This is a genomic window from Sphingopyxis sp. (assembly GCF_051861155.1).
GTDB lineage: Bacteria > Pseudomonadota > Alphaproteobacteria > Sphingomonadales > Sphingomonadaceae > Sphingopyxis.
In genome coordinates this window covers 337,380-356,013 of record NZ_JBHYDE010000002.1, presented here as the reverse complement: position 1 = coordinate 356,013, position 18,634 = coordinate 337,380, and the positions used below count along the sequence as shown (strand labels likewise).

Annotated in this window: 18 protein-coding genes and 2 tRNA genes; 9 read left to right on the top strand and 11 right to left on the bottom strand. The window is 64.6% G+C overall.

Annotated features, from left to right (window positions below):
• Positions 1-8: 8 nt before the first annotated feature.
• Both ACTIFP_RS04935 and ACTIFP_RS04930 read right to left on the bottom strand, forming a co-directional pair.
• A complete protein-coding gene (locus ACTIFP_RS04935; RefSeq protein WP_439567598.1) occupies positions 9-1,676 on the bottom strand; it encodes a hypothetical protein in 1,668 nt (555 codons plus the stop codon).
• 208 nt (positions 1,677-1,884) lie between these two features.
• Positions 1,885-1,959 (bottom strand) — tRNA-Thr (locus ACTIFP_RS04930).
• Between the two features lie 45 nt (positions 1,960-2,004).
• On the opposite strand from ACTIFP_RS04930, the gene ACTIFP_RS04925 reads away from it, so the two are divergent.
• Positions 2,005-2,205, top strand: a complete 201-nt coding sequence (locus ACTIFP_RS04925) for a hypothetical protein (RefSeq protein WP_439567597.1) — start codon at positions 2,005-2,007, stop codon at positions 2,203-2,205.
• On the opposite strand, the gene ACTIFP_RS04920 is transcribed toward ACTIFP_RS04925, so the two are convergent.
• Positions 2,195-2,509, bottom strand: a complete 315-nt coding sequence (locus ACTIFP_RS04920) for a DUF1905 domain-containing protein (RefSeq protein ID WP_439567596.1) — start codon at positions 2,507-2,509, stop codon at positions 2,195-2,197. The two genes, ACTIFP_RS04925 and ACTIFP_RS04920, sit on opposite strands and share 11 nt — an antisense overlap.
• Positions 2,510-2,611: 102 nt before the next feature.
• The gene (locus ACTIFP_RS04915) at positions 2,612-3,613 is read right to left on the bottom strand and encodes a peptidylprolyl isomerase (RefSeq protein ID WP_439567595.1); all 1,002 of its coding nucleotides are present in this window, start codon (positions 3,611-3,613) and stop codon (positions 2,612-2,614) included.
• A 73-nt stretch (positions 3,614-3,686) separates the two neighbouring features.
• Here ACTIFP_RS04915 and ACTIFP_RS04910 point away from each other — a divergent pair.
• Positions 3,687-3,777: transfer RNA gene (locus ACTIFP_RS04910), tRNA-Ser, on the top strand.
• Positions 3,778-3,803: 26 nt separating this feature from the next.
• Here the strand turns inward: ACTIFP_RS04910 and ACTIFP_RS04905 are convergent.
• Positions 3,804-4,895: a flavin reductase gene (locus ACTIFP_RS04905; RefSeq protein WP_439567594.1), complete on the bottom strand. Its 1,092-nt coding sequence runs from the start codon at positions 4,893-4,895 to the stop codon at positions 3,804-3,806.
• A gap of 121 nt (positions 4,896-5,016) precedes the next feature.
• Positions 5,017-5,997, bottom strand: coding sequence for an NAD(P)H-dependent flavin oxidoreductase (locus ACTIFP_RS04900; RefSeq protein WP_439567593.1), 981 nt, complete (start codon positions 5,995-5,997; stop codon positions 5,017-5,019).
• A 133-nt stretch (positions 5,998-6,130) separates the two neighbouring features.
• On the opposite strand from ACTIFP_RS04900, the gene ACTIFP_RS04895 reads away from it, so the two are divergent.
• The 5 genes from ACTIFP_RS04895 to ACTIFP_RS04875 are packed head-to-tail and all read left to right on the top strand — an operon-like array spanning position 6,131 to position 11,633.
• Complete coding sequence (locus ACTIFP_RS04895; RefSeq protein WP_439567592.1) at positions 6,131-7,225, top strand: acyl-CoA dehydrogenase family protein; 1,095 nt, start codon at positions 6,131-6,133, stop codon at positions 7,223-7,225.
• The gene (locus ACTIFP_RS04890; RefSeq protein ID WP_439567591.1) at positions 7,222-8,427 is read left to right on the top strand and encodes an acyl-CoA dehydrogenase family protein; all 1,206 of its coding nucleotides are present in this window, start codon (positions 7,222-7,224) and stop codon (positions 8,425-8,427) included. Before ACTIFP_RS04895 ends, ACTIFP_RS04890 begins: the two co-directional genes overlap by 4 nt.
• Positions 8,428-8,440: 13 nt before the next feature.
• Positions 8,441-9,223 carry an SDR family NAD(P)-dependent oxidoreductase gene (locus ACTIFP_RS04885; protein WP_439567590.1) on the top strand — a complete coding sequence of 261 codons (783 nt, stop codon included), beginning with the start codon at positions 8,441-8,443 and terminating at the stop codon, positions 9,221-9,223.
• A 24-nt stretch (positions 9,224-9,247) separates the two neighbouring features.
• On the top strand, positions 9,248-10,498 hold the full coding sequence (locus ACTIFP_RS04880) for an acetyl-CoA C-acetyltransferase (RefSeq protein WP_439567589.1): 1,251 nt from the start codon (positions 9,248-9,250) through the stop codon (positions 10,496-10,498).
• 4 nt (positions 10,499-10,502) lie between these two features.
• Positions 10,503-11,633 (top strand): CaiB/BaiF CoA transferase family protein, encoded by a 1,131-nt coding sequence (locus tag ACTIFP_RS04875; protein ID WP_439567588.1) that lies wholly within the window; start codon positions 10,503-10,505, stop codon positions 11,631-11,633.
• Positions 11,634-11,740: 107 nt separating this feature from the next.
• Here ACTIFP_RS04875 and ACTIFP_RS04870 read toward each other — a convergent pair whose 3' ends face one another.
• Both ACTIFP_RS04870 and ACTIFP_RS04865 read right to left on the bottom strand, forming a co-directional pair.
• Positions 11,741-12,445, bottom strand: coding sequence for an acyl-CoA dehydrogenase family protein (locus tag ACTIFP_RS04870; RefSeq protein ID WP_439567587.1), 705 nt, complete (start codon positions 12,443-12,445; stop codon positions 11,741-11,743).
• Complete coding sequence (locus ACTIFP_RS04865; RefSeq protein WP_439567586.1) at positions 12,442-13,581, bottom strand: acyl-CoA dehydrogenase family protein; 1,140 nt, start codon at positions 13,579-13,581, stop codon at positions 12,442-12,444. The genes ACTIFP_RS04870 and ACTIFP_RS04865 overlap by 4 nt, the downstream gene beginning before the upstream one ends.
• Before the next feature lie 50 nt (positions 13,582-13,631).
• On the opposite strand from ACTIFP_RS04865, the gene ACTIFP_RS04860 reads away from it, so the two are divergent.
• Positions 13,632-14,435 carry a crotonase/enoyl-CoA hydratase family protein gene (locus ACTIFP_RS04860; RefSeq protein WP_439567585.1) on the top strand — a complete coding sequence of 268 codons (804 nt, stop codon included), beginning with the start codon at positions 13,632-13,634 and terminating at the stop codon, positions 14,433-14,435.
• A complete protein-coding gene (locus ACTIFP_RS04855; RefSeq protein WP_439567584.1) occupies positions 14,432-15,220 on the top strand; it encodes a tyrosine-protein phosphatase in 789 nt (262 codons plus the stop codon). The genes ACTIFP_RS04860 and ACTIFP_RS04855 overlap by 4 nt, the downstream gene beginning before the upstream one ends.
• A gap of 117 nt (positions 15,221-15,337) precedes the next feature.
• Here ACTIFP_RS04855 and ACTIFP_RS04850 read toward each other — a convergent pair whose 3' ends face one another.
• Genes ACTIFP_RS04850 through ACTIFP_RS04840 form a run of 3 tightly spaced genes read right to left on the bottom strand, consistent with a single transcriptional unit; the run spans position 15,338 to position 18,371 of the window.
• Positions 15,338-16,663 carry a Xaa-Pro dipeptidase gene (locus tag ACTIFP_RS04850; RefSeq protein WP_439567583.1) on the bottom strand — a complete coding sequence of 442 codons (1,326 nt, stop codon included), beginning with the start codon at positions 16,661-16,663 and terminating at the stop codon, positions 15,338-15,340.
• A gap of 50 nt (positions 16,664-16,713) precedes the next feature.
• A complete protein-coding gene (locus ACTIFP_RS04845; protein WP_439567582.1) occupies positions 16,714-17,454 on the bottom strand; it encodes an HAD family hydrolase in 741 nt (246 codons plus the stop codon).
• Positions 17,451-18,371, bottom strand: a complete 921-nt coding sequence (locus ACTIFP_RS04840; RefSeq protein WP_439567581.1) for an aminotransferase class IV — start codon at positions 18,369-18,371, stop codon at positions 17,451-17,453. The genes ACTIFP_RS04845 and ACTIFP_RS04840 overlap by 4 nt, the downstream gene beginning before the upstream one ends.
• Positions 18,372-18,634 lie beyond the last annotated feature (263 nt).

Genomic DNA, 18,634 nt, shown 5'->3' with positions numbered 1-18,634 from the left:
CCGGACTGCTATCCGACAAACCCCAGCCGAACGGCGACACGGACACGCTCACGAAGCCGAAGACCACCAGTTTTCCTGATCAAGACCTTGATCGTTTGACCTGAGCGAAGAAACTCCCCGGTCGTTATCGACTTCCTGACACGGACCCCATAGTTGGGAGAAAGTTGCGTCAATTTTGGTTTTAGCTGCTGCGAGAAGCCATTAACAAACACGTCAGCTTCAATGGTTCCCGAATGACTGTTTGGTGATCGAACGCTTGCGGTGATTGTCACGCTGTCCACCCACGCTCCGCCTTCCGGAACGGTCCAACCTCCGCTGACGGATGACAAATGAGACGGGTCAAGCCACTCATCACCGTCGCCTTCGGAAAGCTCCATTTCATAAAAGAACGTCTCATTCCGCGCCGCTATGGAATTACTGATATCTTCAATTTCGCGCCGAAAAGCCATTCCATTGGGCATTGTCAAATATCTGGTCACGACACGGCATCCGCTGGCGCCCGCCGCAAACACGACGAAATCCTCGGCATTGGCTGAGCCCTCATAGGTTACATTGTCAAAGCTGATCCCATGCGCCCTAACTTCCGTATAGGTAATGCTGTCCCCTATCGCCAAACGATGGGGCAAATCATAAGGCAGAATGATGTCCCCCGTCGCGCGATTGAGCGATGTAACAGGAAGCGAATAGCCCGCATTCTGGCCCGTATTGACTATGAGCGTGCCGGTTGCGGCGAGCGGCGTTCCCGCAAGCCCCCGCACGTTGAAACCGCTCGTTCCTGATCCCGTAAGGCTTGTAATTGGGCCAGTGTACTTTCTAACGCCATGACCGAAACGGATCGCCGCCACGAAACAATTCTCAAGATTGATGTTGCTGCCAACCATCCCCGCGGCGCCCCGAATATCGATGCCGTAGTCGATCGACGCAACATGGCGCAGATTGCCGAATATCCAGCGATTTGGGGCGATGCTCTCCGGGGAGGGCAGAGGCTCGAACAATATCCCGATCCGTCCATCGCCAGGCACGGGATTGCTTCCGCCCGATACGCGGACATTGTCCAGGACCCCGTAATATGGGCAAGCGGGATCGTCGAGACCTCTTACATGGATTCCAATTTGAGAGGCCTGCAGCAGGTCAATCGATGTATCGCGCATAAGAGGACTGTCGCAGTTCTGAAAGGCAAATGCCGTGCGCCCAGCGCCCGAGAGGCGGATATTTCCTCCCGTCACGCGCGGGCGAGCCACGGTGTGTTTCGTTCCCTTCGTCCCCCAGCCATAGGAAAATAATCGAGCCGGGGGATTAGCCCTTATCCAGGTTCTGCGGAAATCGAGATCCACCTCTCCAGTAACGATGAAGCCGCTCGTTCCAAGATTCATCTCCATACCGGGAAAGCTGATTGTACCCCCGGGATATGGCGATCTTGAGATCGCCGCGAGCGCGGATTGAAGGGCCGCGCCATCATCTGCCTCGCCATCCCCCCGGGCTCCGAACCGTTGGGGCGTCACCGCCAGAAAATTTTGATCTTCCCCATTTGGAAGCGTCGAGACGCGGCTAGCATCTCTTTCTTCAGTGCCCGCTGACGGCTCTCCCTTTTGAGCTAGCAATGTCGGGGCAGCAGCGCTGAGTGCAGCGGCGCCAGCGATGAGTTCGCGGCGGCCAGGATTAAGGCGAGCAGACATGACGAGATTTCCTTTCCTATCCATCATGCAGCAGACGGAGCGAAGCACCAAATAGCATAGCGTCAAGGTCTTTTGCGCGACGACGATGGGCGGCCCAAAAGCGCTGTAAGCGGGGCAGTCATAAGCGGAACGGCATTCAAGAGCAGGCTCGACGAATAGCTTGAGCCAAGCGTCCGCACCATTTTTTGGCGATAATGCTAAGGAAAAATGGTGCTGCTGGGGAGGATTGAACTCCCGACCTCGTCATTACCAATGACGCGCTCTACCACTGAGCTACAGCAGCAACCGGAACGCCCGCAAACGCCTGTTCGCTGGGCAGGCGCGGCCTATGACGGGGCGCCTGTCGCCTGTCAAGGTGCGAGGGTTGACGATCGGCTATTTTCGCGGGCATGGCACCCTTGTGAGCAAGCCGCCCTCCCCCGCCGACATCGAACGCGAACGCCGCCTGGCCGAAGCGCTGCGCGACAATCTGCGCAAGCGCAAGGCGCAGGCGCGCGATGCCCGGGCGGAAATCCCGGCTAAAGACTGACGGTCACCGTCACCTCGTCACCCTCGACCAGCGCCTCCGCCTTGCGGACCGCGGCCTTGACCGGCAGCAGCCAGCCGCCGCTCTCCTTGTGCGGGAACACCGATGTCTGCCAGCTTGTCTGGCCGATGGTCACATCGACCCGCGCCGATCCGAATCCCTTTCGCCCGTTCAGCCATTGCCCACTGATCGCTGCGATCCGGATTCCATCGGCCGCGTCGCCCACGATGGTGACGAAAAACCAGGCGGCAGGGGCGGTAACGGACTGCCAGCGCCAGAGCGGGGCAGTGACGGTGAAGCTGTCCACTTCGCTCTCAACCCGTTCGTATCGAGCGAAGTCGAGACGCCCGGCGTGAGCCCACGCCCTGCCCGCATCTCGGCGTCGCTCGATGCGAACGGCAGCAAATTGTCATTTCGCGACAGCCCGCACCGGCACCGGAATATTGCAGATGTCGGCGCCGCCAGCAGGCTTGATAAAGAAGGGATCGCGGCGATTGGCGCGCGCATCGGCGTAGCGCGCGAAGCTGTCGCTTTCGGTTGACAGATATTCAAACCGCGGCTGATCGGCCGCGGCCAGTTCGCCGGCAATGCGGATCGACGCGATCGGCACCCGCTCCTTCTCATCCTCGTAAAAGCCCAGCGCGCCGGTGCCGCGCGGCAGGCTGGACAAATGCTCGATCCCGCTGATCACGCGGCCGACGAGGGCGATGTTCTGATCCAGATGGCGCGGAGCGTGGCCGATGACAGTGTAGAGTTCTGCGCCGCTGCCGGTGTCGGGCGACAGGTTGCGGCCGACGCCGACCATGCCATAGCAATGTACGGGCCAACCCGACTCATCCTGACGGTCGACGGCGACGGCCCAGCCGTGAAAAGCAATGGTCTCGTCGGCGAAGGGGTCGCGCGGGATTGCTCGCTTGACCGCTGAAATTTTCTTGTCTGCAGGTTGGCGGAAGGCGGCGAGCAGTTCGGCCTCTTCGGACTTCATTTTCGCGCGCAATGCGGCCTGCAAATCTTCGGCGAGCGGCGTCACATACCCTCTCTCCGGCACCGTCACCAAACCCGCCGGCAATGCCTTCTTCTCGGTCGCATCGCCCCACTGCACGACATAATTGTCCTGCACCCGATTGACGCTCGTCCCGTCCCACCAATGCGCGGCGGCGAGCTTGCGGATGTTGCCGATCCATCCCTGACTGAACGGCGCCGGCATCAGCTGGATGACGACGCGGCGCGCCTTGCCATTGGCGTCGGGCGCCAGGTCCATCACCAGCAGGTCGGACGGCGCGATCGCGATCCAGTCGCTGGCGGGCGCCGCGGCGGCGATCTCGCCGGGTGACGGGATCGGCGCTGGTTCCTGCGCAGTAACCGGGAGGGCGAGCGAAGCGGCAGCGGCGGCCAGAAGCAGATGTTTCATGCCGCCTGTCTGCCATGCTCAACCGACTTGCGAAAGCCCCGCCCAGCGATTAGGGCGCGCGTTCCAAGCATGCGGAGCGGTGGCCGAGTGGTCGAAGGCGCTCGCCTGGAAAGTGAGTATAGGTCAAAAGCCTATCGTGGGTTCGAATCCCACCCGCTCCGCCATCGGGCCCTGTCCGGTTCGCCCTTCGTCAGGCGAAATGCAGCCGCCGATACTTGCCGCGAAAATAGAGCAGCGGGTCGCGGTGCGGTTCGAACTGCGCGCGCACGACGCGGCCAACCAGGATGAAATGATCGCCCGCCTCGTGCAGCGATTCACGCTGACATTCGAACGACACCAGCGAGCTGCCGAGCAGCGGCACGCCGGTCTGGCCCGGCGCCCACGGCAGGTTGGCGAACCGATCCTCGCCGCGCGTCGCGAACCGGTTCGACGCGGGCTGCTGGCCGATTTGCAGGACATTGACCCCGAAATGCTCCGCCTCGCGCAGCGCGGGCGCGGTGCCCGACGCATTGGCGATGCAGACCAGCAGCAGCGGCGGATCGAGCGAGACCGAGGTAAAGCTGTTCGCGGTCAGCCCCACCGGCACCCCCGCCGTATCGAGCGTGGTGACGATCGTCACCCCGGTGGCAAAGCAGCCCATCGCATCGCGCAGCGTCCGCGGGTCCGACCCTGCCTGAAACTCGGTCGCCTCGCGCGGCTGGCGGCGTTCGAGAAATTCGAGCAGCTGGCCGAGCAACGCCTCGGTCCGGTCGGCGTCGAGCGCCAGATCGGCTTCGTCGATGTCGGCGCTTTCGCCGATCGGCAGCGCCGCGTGAAAGGCATCGCTCGCAGTGCTGCATTGCGCGGGCGCAAAGCCGCCACGCACCACCAGCGTCGGCAGCGTCTGACGCGCCGCGATGCCGCTCGCAATGGCGTCGGCATCCGCGGGCATATCGACCAGCACGAGCCCGCCCGCGAGCAATACGCCGTCGGTCGCCAACGCGCGTGTTGCAATCCAGCCGCCGTGCCGCGCCGCAACCACGACGGGGCGTGACCCCATTTGTGCGAGGACGAGGCGCAAATCCTCGATATGCGCCGCTAGTTGATCCGGCCCGTCACCCGGCCGCAGATCGAGGTTCACCACCCGGCGCCCCGACAGTACCAATCCGTCGGCCACCGCGCGCCACGCCGCGCGCTCCCGGCCGATGTCGGGGATCAGCAGCACCGCGGGGTCATTGTCGTCGCCCAGCACATCGGCGGGCAACGCCACGCCGCCGAAACCCTTATATTCGATGAGGCTCAAACATCCCCCCTGGCGCTCCGGCGGGCGAGGACGCCGACGGGTTCCGGTCTGATCAAATTGCGAAGAATCGGATCATATCGAAAGCGCGCGTGCCGCGCCAGCGCCACGGCGACGTCGCGGGTTATCCGCGCATCGAAGCGAGCCGCTGATCGACGATCGCATCGGCGTCGGCGATGATCCGGTCGATCAGTTGCTGACAGGTCGGAATGTCGTGGATCAATCCCTGCACCATCCCGGCCCAGAACACGCCCTTTGACAGGTCGCCGGTTTCGAGCAGTTCGCGCCCGGCCTTGCCGTTCACCAGTTCGGCGACATCGGCAAAGGTCGCGTCGGGCTGCGCCAGGCGGCGCACGACCTCCTCGCTGACTTCGCTCTTGCCGACGCGCGCGGTGTTCTTGAGGCTGCGGAAGATCAGGTAGGAGCCGCGCTCGTCGTTATCGACATAGGCTTGCTTCACGTTGTCGTGGATCGGCGCCTCGACTGTGGCGCAGAAGCGCGTGCCCATATTGATGCCCTCGGCGCCCAGCGTCAGCGCGGCGACAAGACCGCGGCCGTCGCCGAACCCGCCCGACGCCAGCATCGGGATCTTCACTTTGTCGGCGGCGGCGGGGATCAGGATCAGCCCGGGAATATCGTCCTCGCCGGGGTGCCCGGCGCATTCGAAGCCGTCGATCGAGATGATGTCGCAGCCCGCGCGCTCGGCCGACAGCGCGTGGCGCACCGCAGTGCATTTGTGGAGGATGGTCACGCCATGCGGTTTGAGCATCTCCCAGATTTCGCGCACCGCCTGCGTCCCCGCGGTCTCGACGATCTTGACCCCGCCGTCGATGATCGCCTGCGCATAGGCCTTGTAATCGGGGGCGTTGATCGTCGGGAACACCGTCATATTCACCCCGAACGGCTTGTCGGTCATCGCACGGCAGCGCTCGATTTCCTCGCGCAGTGCCGCGGGGCTCGGCTGGGTCAGCGCGGTGATGATGCCCAGCCCGCCGGCGTTCGACACCGCGCTCGCCAGTTCGGCATAGCCGACGCTCTGCATCCCGCCCTGCACGATCGGATGTTCGATCCCCAGCATTTCGGTGATGCGTGTCTTGAAAGCCATCGTCAGTCCTTCCCCATCTTCGATCGCAACAAATTGACGCTACGTCGCCGCCGCGCCGGAATTGACTTGACGTTTACGTCAACGTCCGGTTCATTGGCAAGACAAGATATATGGGAGCGGGACGAATGGCATCATGACCATCCTCTATGACGAAGGCCAACAGGCGATCGCGACCGAATCGCGGCGGGTGCTCGAGGCGCGCACCAGCACCGAGGCGCTGTTACCGTTGCTCGAATCGGTCGGCGAATATCACCGCCCTTTTTGGGAGACTGCCAAGGAACAGGGCTGGACCGCGCTTGCGCTTCCCGAAGATCAGGGCGGACTGGGACTCGGCTTGGTCGAACTCGGGCTGATCGCGCATCAGGCCGGCCGATCGCTCAGCGGCGCGCCGTTTCTGACGTCAAGTTTCGGTGCCGCCAAGGCGATTGAGATTTATGGCTCCGATGCGCAAAAGGCGCGCTGGCTGCCACAGCTGGCCTCGGGTGAAAGCATCGGTGCGATCGCTTTCGCGGCCGGCCCCGACGCCCTCCCCTCCCGGCCCGACGTGACGCTGACTGGCGACCTGCTCGACGGCGCCGCGCGCGGCGTTTCGGGCGGTCTGGCCGCCGACGTGGCGATCGTCCTCGCCAACGGCCCCGGCATGCCCGTCTTGACGCTGGTCGATCTGGCTGGGGTAGAACGCACCGCCATCGTCAGCTTCGACAACAGCCGCTGCCTGGCCGACCTTGGTTTTGCCGCGACGCCCGCTGAGACGCTGGCGGTGGGGCATGCCGCGCACGATGCCGCGCTCCATATTCTGGCGCTTCAGGCGGTCGTGACTGCGCACGAGCAGACCGGCGGCGCCGAAGTACTGATGGAGATCGCGCGCGATTATGCGCTGACCCGCCGCGCTTTCGGCCAGCCGATCGGCGCCTTTCAGTCGGTGAAACACCGGATTGCCGAGCTTTACGGGCTGGTCGAACTGGCGCGCGCCAACTGCATCCACGCCGCCGCGCGCGAAGGCGCGGCCGATTTCATCACCGCCGCCGCGGCGGCGCGGCTGTCGGCGACCGAGGCCTATGACACCGCGGCGCGCGATTGCATCCAGATTCACGGCGGCATCGGTGTCACGTGGGAGATCGGGCTCCACCTTCATATGCGCCGCGCGCGCAGCCTCGCGATCGAACAAGGCAGCAGCCTATTCTGGGAAGATGTCCTCGTCGACCGGCTGGCAGGAGAAGCGGCATGAGCGATCTTGAAACCTATCGCGCCAAAGCCGCGGCGTGGCTCGCCATGATGGCGCCGACCTTTGGCCGCGACGCGCGCAAAGGACTGGCCGAGGCCGACGATCTGGCGCTCGGGCGCCGCTACCAAAAGGCAAAGTTTGACGCGGGCTATGCCGGGATCAACTGGCCGACCGAATATCGCGGCCAGGGGCTGACCCATCTCGAAAAGGTCACCTTCGACGCCGAAGAGATGAAGCACGGCTTTCCGAGCTTCTATTTCGGTATCTCGCTCGGCATGCCGGTCCCGGTGCTGATGCAGTTCGGCAGCGACCGCGAATTCGTCAAGGAACGCGTGCTCAAAGCGCTGCAGGGCGAAGAAATCTGGTGCCAGCTGTTCTCCGAACCCTCGGGCGGCTCGGACCTCGCGGGCCTGCGCACCAAGGCTGAGCCCGACGGCAACGGGTGGAAGATCAACGGCCAAAAGGTTTGGACCAGCTGGGCGCATTATAGCGACTATGGCGTTATTGTCGTGCGCACTGACCCGACCGTCGCCAAGCACAAGGGGCTGACCTATTTCTGGGTCGACATGAAAGCGCCGGGGGTAACCGTGCGCCCGATCAGGCTCGCGGGCGGCGACAGCCACGTCAACGAAGTGTTCTTCGACGATGTGAAGATCAGCGACGATCATCGCATGTCGCCCGTCGGCGGCGGCTTTGCAGTCGCGATCGCGACGCTGATGATCGAACGCTATGTCGCGACCGACAGCGCTGGGTTCGGGCCGCATCTCGACCTGTTTGTCGATCTGGCCAAAGACACCCAACTGAATGGCAAGCCGGCGATCGAGGACGGCCGCATCCGGCAACAGATTGCGCGTAACTATGCGATGCGGTCGGGGCTCGATTCGATCAACGTCCGGGCGCGGCTGATGATGCAGGCCGGGATGATCCCGGGCGCCGAAGGGTCGCTCAACAAGCTCGTCGCGGTGCGCTCGCGCCAGAAACTGTCCGAGCTCGCGATCGACCTGCAGGGCACCGGCGGCTTCGCCTTCGACGAACATGCCTCGCAAAAGGAGGATTGGGCGTCGAGCTGGATCAACGCGCCGACCGGCCGCATCGCCGGCGGGTCGGATGAAACGCTGCTCAACACGATCGCCGAGAAGGTGCTCGGCCTGCCGCAGGATCATCGCCCCGACAAGGGCATCCCGTTCAACCAGATTCCGGCCTGAGGAGGCACAGTCCATGAAGTTCGATTCGACCACCGCAGCCGTCGTCACCGGCGGCGCATCGGGCCTGGGCCGGGCGACTGCCGAAGCGCTGGCGGCGGCTGGCGTGAAGGTTGCCATTTTCGACATCAACGAGGCGCTGGGCGAAGAGGTCGCGGCGGCGATCGGCGGGCTGTTCTGCAAGGTCGACATCACCGACGAACAATCGGTTCTGGACGGTTATGCCAAGGCGCGCGCGGCGCATGGCCAGGAACGGATTTGCGTCCATTGTGCAATGACCTCGCGCCGCGGCAAAACGCTCGCCTATGACAAGGAAAGCCGCACCTTCCGCCGCACCCCGACCGAAGATTATGCCTATGGCGTGGCGGGCATTTTGACCGCAAGCTATCGCATCGGGTCGATTGCCGCCGAGGGCATGGCGACGCTGCCCGAAATGGACGACGGCGAACGCGGCGCAATCATCTTCACTGCGTCGGTCGCGGCGCAGGACGCGCAGATCGGTCAGGTCATCTACGGCTCGGCGAAAGCGGGCGTGAACGGCCTCGTGCTGCCGATGGCGCGCGACCTGATGGACCTTGGCATCCGCGTCAATGCGATCATGCCCGGCGTGTTCGGCACGCCTTTGCTGGGCAATATGAACCCGAAGGTGAAAGAAAGCCTCGAAGCCTCGGTCCCCTTCCCCAAGCGGCTCGGCAAGGCCGAGGAATATGCCAGCCTGGCGATGGAAATGATCCGCAACACCTATTTCAACGGCCAGGCCGTCCGCCTCGACGGCGCGATCCGCATGGCCCCTCGTTAAACGCTCCCCGAAAGGAATTATCTCATGGCCGAAGCCTATATCATCGACGCCGTCCGCACCCCGCGCGGGGTCGGCAAACCGGGCAAGGGCGCTTTGTCGCACCTCCATCCCCAGCATCTCGCCGCGACGGTGCTCGCCGCGATCCGCGACCGCAACAATCTCGACACCGCGACGGTCGACGACATCGTCTGGTCGACGTCGAGCCAGAATGGCAAGCAGGGCGGCGACCTCGGCCGCATGGCGGCGCTGTCGGCGGGCTATGACACCAAGGCATCGGGGACGACGCTCGACCGTTTCTGTGGCGGTGGCATCAGCTCGGTGAACTTTGCCGCAGCCAGCGTGATGAGCGGCATGGAAGACTGCGTTATCGCGGGCGGCACCGAAATGATGAGCTACACCACCGCTTTCGCCGCTGAACAGGCCAACGCCGGGCTGCCGCCGCGGCTGATGGGATCGGGCCATGAGGCGCTCGACGAGCTCCACCCGCAATCGCATCAGGGCGTCTGCGGCGACGCGATTGCCACCATTGAAGGCATCAGCCGTGAGGCGCTCGACGCGCTCGCGCTGGTCAGCCAGCAGCGCGCCGACCGCGCGATCAAGGAAGGCCGATTCGACAAGTCGGTCGTCCCCGTGCTCAACCCCGATGGCAGCGTCGCGCTAGACCATGAAGAATTCCCGCGCCCCGAAACCACCGCCGAAGGGTTGGCGTCGCTCAAGCCCGCCTTCACCGGGCTTGCCGATTTCGATCTTGGCGGCGGCTTCACCTTCCGCAAGCAGGTCAATCGCCGCTACCCCGATGTCGAAATTGAGCATTTCCATCACGCGGGCAACTCGTCGGGCGTCGTCGACGGCGCTGCGGCAATCCTGCTCGCGTCGAAGGACTATGCCGACAAGCACGGCTTGAAGCCGCGCGCCCGCGTGGTCGCTTATGCCAATATCGGCGACGATCCGACGCTGATGCTTAACGCGCCCGTTCCCGCGGCGAAGAAGGTGCTGGAGAAGGCCGGGCTGACCAAGGACGACATCGACGTCTGGGAAATCAACGAGGCGTTTGCCGTCGTCGCCGAAAAATTCATCCGCGACCTCGATCTCGACCGTGAAAAGGTCAATATCAACGGCGGCGCGATGGCGCTCGGCCATCCGATCGGCGCGACCGGGTCGATCCTGATCGGCACCGCGCTCGACGAACTCGAACGCTCGGGCGGTCGTTATGGCCTGGTCACCATGTGCGCGGCGGGCGGCATGGCGCCCGCGATCATCATCGAACGGATCTGATGGCATGACGGGACCGCTCAAAGGCATCAGGATCGTCGAATTCGCCGGGATCGGTCCCGGTCCTTTCTGCGGCATGATGCTCGCCGACCATGGCGCCGAGGTGATCCGCATCGACCGCCCCGGCGGGTTCATGGACCCGCGCGATCCGCTGAGCCGCAACCGGACCTCGATCGCACTCGATATGAAGAACCCCGACGCGGTGGCGATCGCGCGCGACCTTTGCAAAAGCGCCGACGGGATCATCGAGGGGTATCGCCCCGGCGTGATGGAGCGCCTCGGGCTTGGGCCGGACGTGCTGCTCGCCGACAATCCCCGGCTGATTTACGGGCGCATGACCGGCTGGGGCCAGTTTGGGCCCTATGCCCATGCGGCGGGACACGACATCAACTATATCGCGCTGTCGGGGGTGCTTCACGGCATCGGCCGCGCGGGTGAAAAGCCGGTGCCGCCGGTCAATTATGTCGGCGATTTCGGCGGCGGCGGGATGATGCTGGCGTTCGGCATGGCGAGCGCGCTTGTCCACGCTGCACGCACCGGCGAGGGTCAGGTGATCGACTGCGCGATGACCGATGGGTCGGCGTTGCTCGCGGGGATGACCTGGGGCTTCAACGCCGCGGGCCGGCTCAAGGACGAAGCGGGCGTCAATATGCTCGACGGCGGCGCCCATTTCTATGGCAGCTACGCCTGCGCCGATGGCAAGTTCATCTCGATCGGGTCGATCGAACCGCAATTTTATGCGCTGCTGCGCGAGAAGACCGGGCTGACCGACGATAAAGATTTCGATGCGCAGATGGACCCGTCACAATGGGGGGCGCTGAAGGACAAGCTGACCGCGCTGTTCAAGACCAAGACCCGCGACGAATGGTGCACGGTCATGGAAATGACCGACGTCTGCTTCGCGCCGATCCTGTCGCTGGCCGAAGCACCGCAGCACCCGCACAATGTGGCGCGCGAAACGTTTGTGAGCGTGGGCGGAGCGGTGCAGCCCGCCCCGGCGCCGCGATACTCCGGAACGGTCAACGACACCCCGCGCGCTGCGCCTGCCGTCGGCGGCGATGGCGATGCGGTGCTGGCGGGGCTTGGTTATGACGTGGGCACGATCGCGGCGCTGCGTGAGGGTGGTGCGGTGCGCTAATTGTCCAACGTCCGTTCGTGTCGAGCGAAGTCGAGACACGGCGAAGTCGCGCATCGCCCAAAGGCATCTCGACTTCGCTCGATGCGAACGGAATACGGGGTAGAAACTCAACGCGCGGTCAGCGCTTCCCACAGCCCCTTGCCGCCAAACCCCGCCACCTGCTGCCCCAGCCGCGCCGCCCAATAGGCGTCATTCCCATGCGCGCTGCGCCACCGCATCAACGGGATCGTCACCCGATTGAGATCATATTCGCGGGTAAAGCCGATCGCGCCATGCACTTGGTGCGCGATCGCAGTGACCACCCCGACGGCGCGGTTGGCGCGCAATTTCGCCGCGGCGATTTCGAAACCCGCGGCCGACGGATCAAACGTCACGACATCCAGCCGCGCCGCCAGCGCCGCAGCCGCTGCTTCGACCGCGCGCACCTCGCACGCCATCACCGCCAGCGATTGCTGCACCGCCTGGAATTTTCCGAGCGGTCGCCCGAATTGCTGGCGGGTGTTCACATGCTCGATCGACAGCGCCAGCGCCTGCCCCATAGCGCCCGCCATCAGGCTGACTGTCGCAGCGGCGTGTAGCGCCTCGTCACGGCCCTCCAGCATCAACGGCGCCACCGGGAGGTCGGGCACGAGAACCCCGGCGATTTGCAGCACGGCGTTCACGTCGCCCCAGTCGCCGTCAAAACCGCCGTCGGCTTCGGGCACCAGCAACAGCCCGAACCCCGCCGCCTCGACCGGCGCCATCCCCGCCGTCGCAGCCTCGGCAAACACCGCCCGCGCGGTATCGCACAGCATCTCGCGCGCCGCGCTCATCTGAGGCCCAGCCCGCGCGCGATGATCCCGCGGATCACCTCGCGCGTCCCGCCGCGCAGCGAAAAACTGGGCGAAGCGATGAGCAGCGCGCGGAGCAGCCGCGCCAGATCGTCCGCATCGTCCCAGCCGCTTGTCACGATCGCCTGCACCCGGCGCGGCATATCCTGTTCGAACGCATTGCCCAATTCCTTGACCACGGACGCCTCGACCATCGGATCCTCGCCCGCCGCCAGCTTTGCGGCGGTCGACATCGACAGCTGGCGCAGCGTCCACATCTCGGCGGTAAGTTCGCCGATCAGCGCCGCCAGCGCCGGGTCGGGGTCGGCGCCCGCCGCATCGATCAGCGCGACGAGCAGCGCGTGGCTGGACAAGTACCGCTCCGGCCCCGATCGTTCGAGCCCGAGTTCGGCGGTGACCTGTTGCCACCCCTGCCCGCGTGTCCCGACCAGCGCGCCGTGCGGGACGAGGACATCGTCGAAAAACACCTCGTTGAAATCATGGTGGCCCGCCATGTCGATGATCGGGCGGATCGTGATGCCGGGGGTGTCGAGATCGATCAGCAGCTGGCTGAGCCCCGCATTGCGTTCGCTGCCCTCCTCGGTGCGGACGAGCGCCAGCATGATGTGCGAAAAATGCGCGCCGGTGGTCCAGATCTTCTGGCCATTGATCCGCCAGCCCTCGGCGGTTTCACGCGCCGTCGTGCGCACCGCAGCCAGGTCGGACCCGGCGCCGGGTTCGGACAGCCCGATACAGGCAAAAAGCTCGCCCTTCGCAATCCCCGGCAGGTAGCGCTGCCTTTGCTCCTCGCTGCCATAGCGCAGGATCAGCGGTCCCGTCTGGCGGTCCGCGATCCAGTGCGCGCCAACTGGGGCACCGGCGGCGAGCAATTCCTCGATCACCACATAGCGTTCCAGCGGATGCCGGTCGCGGCCGCCATAGCGGGTCGGTAAGGTCATCCCGACATAGCCCGCTCCGCCGAGCGCGCGGCTGAAATCGGCATCGAAGCTCGCCCAGCAATTCGCGCGCGCGACGATGTCGCCCCGCGGCTGGTTCGCCGCAAGCCAGCCCAGCAATTCGGCGCGCAGTGCAGCGATGTCGCCGGGTGGATCGAACGGATAGAGCGCAAAGCCTTGCATGTCCGCCCAGCCATGCAATAGCTTTTCCCGAGCAGCAAAAGGATTTTGAGATGGGCGAGTTTTTGAGTGTCGAGCGGCGGGGCAAGATCGCGATCCTGACCATGATCAAGCCCGAAAGCATGAACGCGATCGGCACCCACGAAGACTGCCAGGACATTATCGACACCCTCCGCGCCCTTGGCGACGATCGCGGCGTCAGCGCGATCATCCTGACCGGCAGCGGCAAGGCATTCAGCGCCGGCGGCAATCTGAAGGGCATGCAGGACCGTACCGGCATCGGCGTCCTCGACCAGCCCGATTCGACGCGCAGCAATTACCGCAAGGGCGTGCAGGCGGTGATCCGCGCGCTGATGGACTGCGAAATACCGATGATCGCCGCGGTCAATGGCCACGCCATCGGCCTCGGCTGCGACCTTGCCTGCACCTGCGACATCCGCATCGCCGCGGAAAGCGCCAAATTCGCGTGCAGTTTCATCAAGGTCGGGATCGTCCCCGGCGACGGGGGCGCCTGGCTGCTGCAGAAGGTGCTTGGCTATCCCCGCGCCGCCGAACTGTTCCTGACCGGCGACCGTTTTGACGCGGACCAGGCAAAGGCATATGGTCTGGTCACGGACGTCGTCCCCGACGCGGAACTGCTCGACCGCGCCGTGGCGATTGCCGAACGGATCGTGTGCAATCCACCCCGCGCGCTGCGCCTGACCAAAAGGCTGCTGCGCGAGGCACAGCATAGCCGGATGAGCGACATATTGGAGCTCAGCGCCGCCTATCAGGCGATCGTGCACGAAACGGCCGATAACCGGGAGGCGATCAATGCCTTCGTCGAAAAACGCCCGCCGGTGTTTACAGGAGAATGACCATGATTGCCGAGCGCGTCCTGCCCCTGACCGGCATCCACAATTTCCGCGATTATGGCGGCTATGCGGTCGAAGGCGGCGGGCGGCTGCGTAGCGGTATGTTGTGGCGATCGGCGCATCATCAGGACGCGAACGACGACGATCTGGCGGCGATCGACAAGCTGGGGATCGAGACGATCATCGACCTGCGCGGCGACGATGAGCGCGCCGCACACCCATGCCGGCGCAGCGACGATTTTTCGGCGCGGGTGCTGTTCGCCGACGGCAACACCGCGGGGCTCGCGCCGCATCTGCAGGCGGCGAAGGGCAGCATCGACAACGACACCGCGCGGGCGCGGATGATCGACACCTATGCCGGCATGCCGTACCGCCCGGTGCTCGTCGCGACGCTGCGCCTCTACCTTGCAGCGCTCGCCGAATATGATGCGCCCAGCCTGGTTCACTGCGTCGCAGGCAAGGACCGCACCGGCTTTGCCGTCGCGGTCGTCCACCGATTGCTCGGCGTCCATGAGGACGATCTGATGCACGATTATCTCCTCACCAACAGCGCGGGCAGGATCGAGGAACGGATCGTGCAGGGCGGCGATGTGATCCGCGCGCGGTACAACGCCGACATTCCCGATGACGCGATCCGCACCCTGATGTCGGTGAACCCGATCTTCCTCGACGCCGCGCTCGCCACGGTGCGCCGCGACCATGGCGATGTGGCGACCTATGCCGAGGCAGTGCTGAATTTCACGCCCGAAATGCGCGATGCGATCGTGGACAAGCTGGTGGTCTATTGAGCAACCAAATTTCCGTTCGCCCTGAGCTTGTCGAAGGGCTGTCCTTCGCCTCACCGTTGCAGCGAAGAAATACGGTGCTTCGACAAGCTCAGCACGAACGGCTTTAGGTGGGCGTGATTACTCGCCCTTCACCAGCACCCCGCCCTTGACCACTGCATCGACGCTTTCCAGCTGGCGCACATCGGTCAGCGGATTGCCATCAACCGCAACCAGATCGGCATAGCGGCCGACCGCGATCGCCCCGACATCCTTTTCGCGCCCCAGCGCCTCGGCGGCGTTCTTCGTCGCCGCCTGGATCGCCTGCAATGGGGTCATGCCATATTCGACCATGACGCGGAACTGGCCGCCGATCTGGCTGTGCGGCATCACCCCGGCGTCGGACGCAAACACCATCCGCACCCCGGCGCGGTGCGCCTTGCGGAAATTGTCGCGCTGGATCTGGGCGATTTCGCGATCCTTGCGCAGATTATCCTCGAGCACACCGTTCTTGGCGCCCTCGGCCTGAGTATATTCGGTGTTGAAGATGTCCATCGCGAACCACACCGGCTGTTTGCGCGCCACCGCCATGCGGATGCCTTCGTCGTCGACCAGACTGGCGTGCTCGATCGTGTCGATCCCCGCGGCGATCGCAGCGCGGATCCCCGCCCCGCCATGCGCGTGCGCGGCGACGCGCAGCCCCCATTGATGCGCCTCGTCAGCGATCGCGCGCAGTTCGGCCTCGGGCACCTGCAGCTGGCCGGGTTCGGTGTTGCGGGAGAACACCCCGCCGGTCGCGCACACCTTGATCACCTCGGCGCCGAACTTGCGCTGGCGGCGGACCTGATAGCGCAGCTCGTCGGGGCTGTCGCCGATCCCCTCTTCCTTGCCGTCCTTCTTTTCCAGGCTGGGCGGCAGGTAGGTGCTGTCGCAATGACCGCCGGTCGCACCCAGCGCGTAACCCGCAGGGACGATGCGCGGCCCGACCGCATAACCGGCATCGATCGCCTGTTTCAGGCCGATGTCGTTGCGGTCGCCCGATCCGACGTTGCGCACGGTCGTGAACCCGGCATCGAGCATGTCGCGGGCATTTTTGACCGCGGTCATGCCCCAGAAACTGTCGGTGAACTCCAGCCCGCGATAGCCGCCGATGTCAGCGGGTCCGTCGAGGTGGACGTGCATGTCGATCAGCCCGGGAACCAGCGTCTTGTCGCCCAGATTGATATGCTTGACGTCGCTGCCCCAGCGCACCGTGCGCGCATCGGCGATATTGGTGATGCGGCCGTCGGCGCCAACAAAGATTGCGGGAAACTCGACTGTTTTGCCCGTCAGCACATCGACATAACGCGCGGCGGTGATGACCGTCTGGCCCGCTGGCTCCTGAGCGAGCACAGGAGCGGCGAAAAGCGCAACCGAACCCAAAGCGATTCCCCGCAGAAAACTGCCGAACTTTACCCGCGATTGCATATTTGATCCGCCTGTTGTTAGTGCCCATCCAATTGATGGCAAAACAGGACTTAATAGGACAGCGGAATCTTGTGCTGCGCCAGATGGTCATAGTCCGGGCGACACGCGTCGGCGACCGCGAGCTCGTCGCGTTTCAGGTCAGGCTGCGGTTTATCGGGTGCGCCAAAGCCGGTGCTCGACGCCACCGCATCATACCAATGCGTCGCCCAGACGCCGTCGGTCGGGTGCAGCCCCGCTTGCCAGGACAGCATCGCCGGATCCCACGTGATGCCCAGCGCCGCGCACAATTTCTGCAGCATCGTCGCCGGATCGCGCAGGACGTCGGCGCTGTCGATCACCGGCGGCGCATGGCCCAGGCGATCGGCCTCGCGGTCGAAGAATTCGACCTGCTTGGCGGTGCCCAGATGGTCGGGCCGCACCGCGACGCGCTTGGCGGCATAGCTGGCGACAACGCGGGCCGGGTCGCGGATCAGAAAGGCGTGGCGCAGCCCCGGCAGGTCGTCGTGCGCGATGGGGCCGACCATATGGTGCGCCATATGCTTCTGGTACCATATCGGCGTGCCCGTTTGGCAGGCGCCGGTCATGCCGCGCGCTACACCGCGCCAGTCGCAATCCATCGACGCCATAACGTCATTCGCCATTGGCTGCGGATCGCCGGTTTCTTTCAGATAGGCACCGTAGAAAGGCTCATCGGTCACATGCGTGTCGGCGCGGCTGCCGAAGCTGCGCATCATCGCTGTCGACAGGTTGCGCGGCCCCGACCACATCGCGATGCGGATGCAGTCGGTCACGGCCGGTCGCGCCCCGCGATGTCACGCTCGATCAACGCCTTGTAAAGCCCCTGCAACCGCTCGACCATCGGCCCGCGCCCGTCGGTCAGCACGCGCCCGTCGATCGTGTGCGCCGGAACGACGCCCGCAAAGGTGCCGGTGACGAACGCCTCGTCGGCGCCATGGACCTCGGTCAGCGAGAAATTCTTCTCGAACACCGGAATGTCGTTCTCGCGGCAGATGCGGATGACATTGCTGCGCGTGATCCCGGCGAGGCAATAATCGCCGCTCGACGTCCACACTTCGCCCTTGCGGACGATGAAGAAGTGCGTCGAATTGCACGTCGCGACAAAACCGTGCGGGTCGAGCATCAGCGCCTCGTCGGCACCCGCCTGCGCCGCCTGGATGCACGCGGTGATGCAGTTGAGCTTGCTGTGCGAGTTGAGCTTGGGATCCTGCACCGCCGGATCGCCGCGGCGCACATGCACGGTGAACAGCGACAGCCCCTTTTCGACCGTCGCGGGCAACGGATCCTTATACTCTGCGATAATCACGATCGTCGCGGGCGAAATGACGACGCGCGGATCCTGATAGGGGGTCGATCGGATGCCGCGCGTGACCATCAACCGGATGTGACAGGCGTCCATGCCATTACCGTCGATCGTATCGTAGAGCCGCCGGGTCAGCGCGGCGCGGTCGATCCCGATGTCCATCGCGATCGCCTTGGCACCTTCCCACAGGCGATCCAGATGCTGGTCGAGGAACGCCATGCGCCCTTTATGAACGCGGATGCCCTCCCACACCCCGTCGCCGAGCATGAAGCCGCTGTCGAACACCGACACGCGCGCCTCTGCCCGCGGCACCAGCGTGCCGTTGACGTTGATCAGGATCGCGTCGTTGCGCGGATCGGGGACGAAATCATGGGTGCCTTGTGCCATGCCCCATTCGTAGCCGCTGGCGCGCGGCTGTCGAGAGCGAAGCGGTGGCTAGGGTCAGGCCCCATTAATTGCGCGATCGAGGTTTGAGGCGATTTTGCTCAGGGCGAGGAGGAAAGGCGACGGGATATGTCAATATCTCAAGACTTTCCGACGACGCCATGGGCAAAATCGGTCAAATCCCGCAGGGACGTCGAAATGGCTTCGATCTCGCGTCCACGCGGCCTTGCGGGTAGCGATGAGAAACCCCAACCCGCGCGAACCCC

What these genes read in the sequence shown, in the direction of transcription:
- ACTIFP_RS04935 (WP_439567598.1), bottom strand. Translation starts at nt 1,676, where the DNA reads ATGTCTGCTCGCCTTAATCCTGGCCGCCGCGAACTCATCGCTGGCGCC.
- ACTIFP_RS04925 (WP_439567597.1), top strand. Translation starts at nt 2,005, where the DNA reads ATGACGGGGCGCCTGTCGCCTGTCAAGGTGCGAGGGTTGACGATCGGC.
- ACTIFP_RS04915 (WP_439567595.1), bottom strand. Translation starts at nt 3,613, where the DNA reads ATGAAACATCTGCTTCTGGCCGCCGCTGCCGCTTCGCTCGCCCTCCCG.
- ACTIFP_RS04900 (WP_439567593.1), bottom strand. Translation starts at nt 5,997, where the DNA reads ATGGCTTTCAAGACACGCATCACCGAAATGCTGGGGATCGAACATCCG.
- ACTIFP_RS04895 (WP_439567592.1), top strand. Translation starts at nt 6,131, where the DNA reads ATGACCATCCTCTATGACGAAGGCCAACAGGCGATCGCGACCGAATCG.
- ACTIFP_RS04890 (WP_439567591.1), top strand. Translation starts at nt 7,222, where the DNA reads ATGAGCGATCTTGAAACCTATCGCGCCAAAGCCGCGGCGTGGCTCGCC.
- ACTIFP_RS04885 (WP_439567590.1), top strand. Translation starts at nt 8,441, where the DNA reads ATGAAGTTCGATTCGACCACCGCAGCCGTCGTCACCGGCGGCGCATCG.
- ACTIFP_RS04880 (WP_439567589.1), top strand. Translation starts at nt 9,248, where the DNA reads ATGGCCGAAGCCTATATCATCGACGCCGTCCGCACCCCGCGCGGGGTC.
- ACTIFP_RS04875 (WP_439567588.1), top strand. Translation starts at nt 10,503, where the DNA reads ATGACGGGACCGCTCAAAGGCATCAGGATCGTCGAATTCGCCGGGATC.
- ACTIFP_RS04870 (WP_439567587.1), bottom strand. Translation starts at nt 12,445, where the DNA reads ATGAGCGCGGCGCGCGAGATGCTGTGCGATACCGCGCGGGCGGTGTTT.
- ACTIFP_RS04865 (WP_439567586.1), bottom strand. Translation starts at nt 13,581, where the DNA reads ATGCAAGGCTTTGCGCTCTATCCGTTCGATCCACCCGGCGACATCGCT.
- ACTIFP_RS04860 (WP_439567585.1), top strand. Translation starts at nt 13,632, where the DNA reads ATGGGCGAGTTTTTGAGTGTCGAGCGGCGGGGCAAGATCGCGATCCTG.
- ACTIFP_RS04855 (WP_439567584.1), top strand. Translation starts at nt 14,432, where the DNA reads ATGACCATGATTGCCGAGCGCGTCCTGCCCCTGACCGGCATCCACAAT.
- ACTIFP_RS04850 (WP_439567583.1), bottom strand. Translation starts at nt 16,663, where the DNA reads ATGCAATCGCGGGTAAAGTTCGGCAGTTTTCTGCGGGGAATCGCTTTG.
- ACTIFP_RS04840 (WP_439567581.1), bottom strand. Translation starts at nt 18,371, where the DNA reads ATGGCACAAGGCACCCATGATTTCGTCCCCGATCCGCGCAACGACGCG.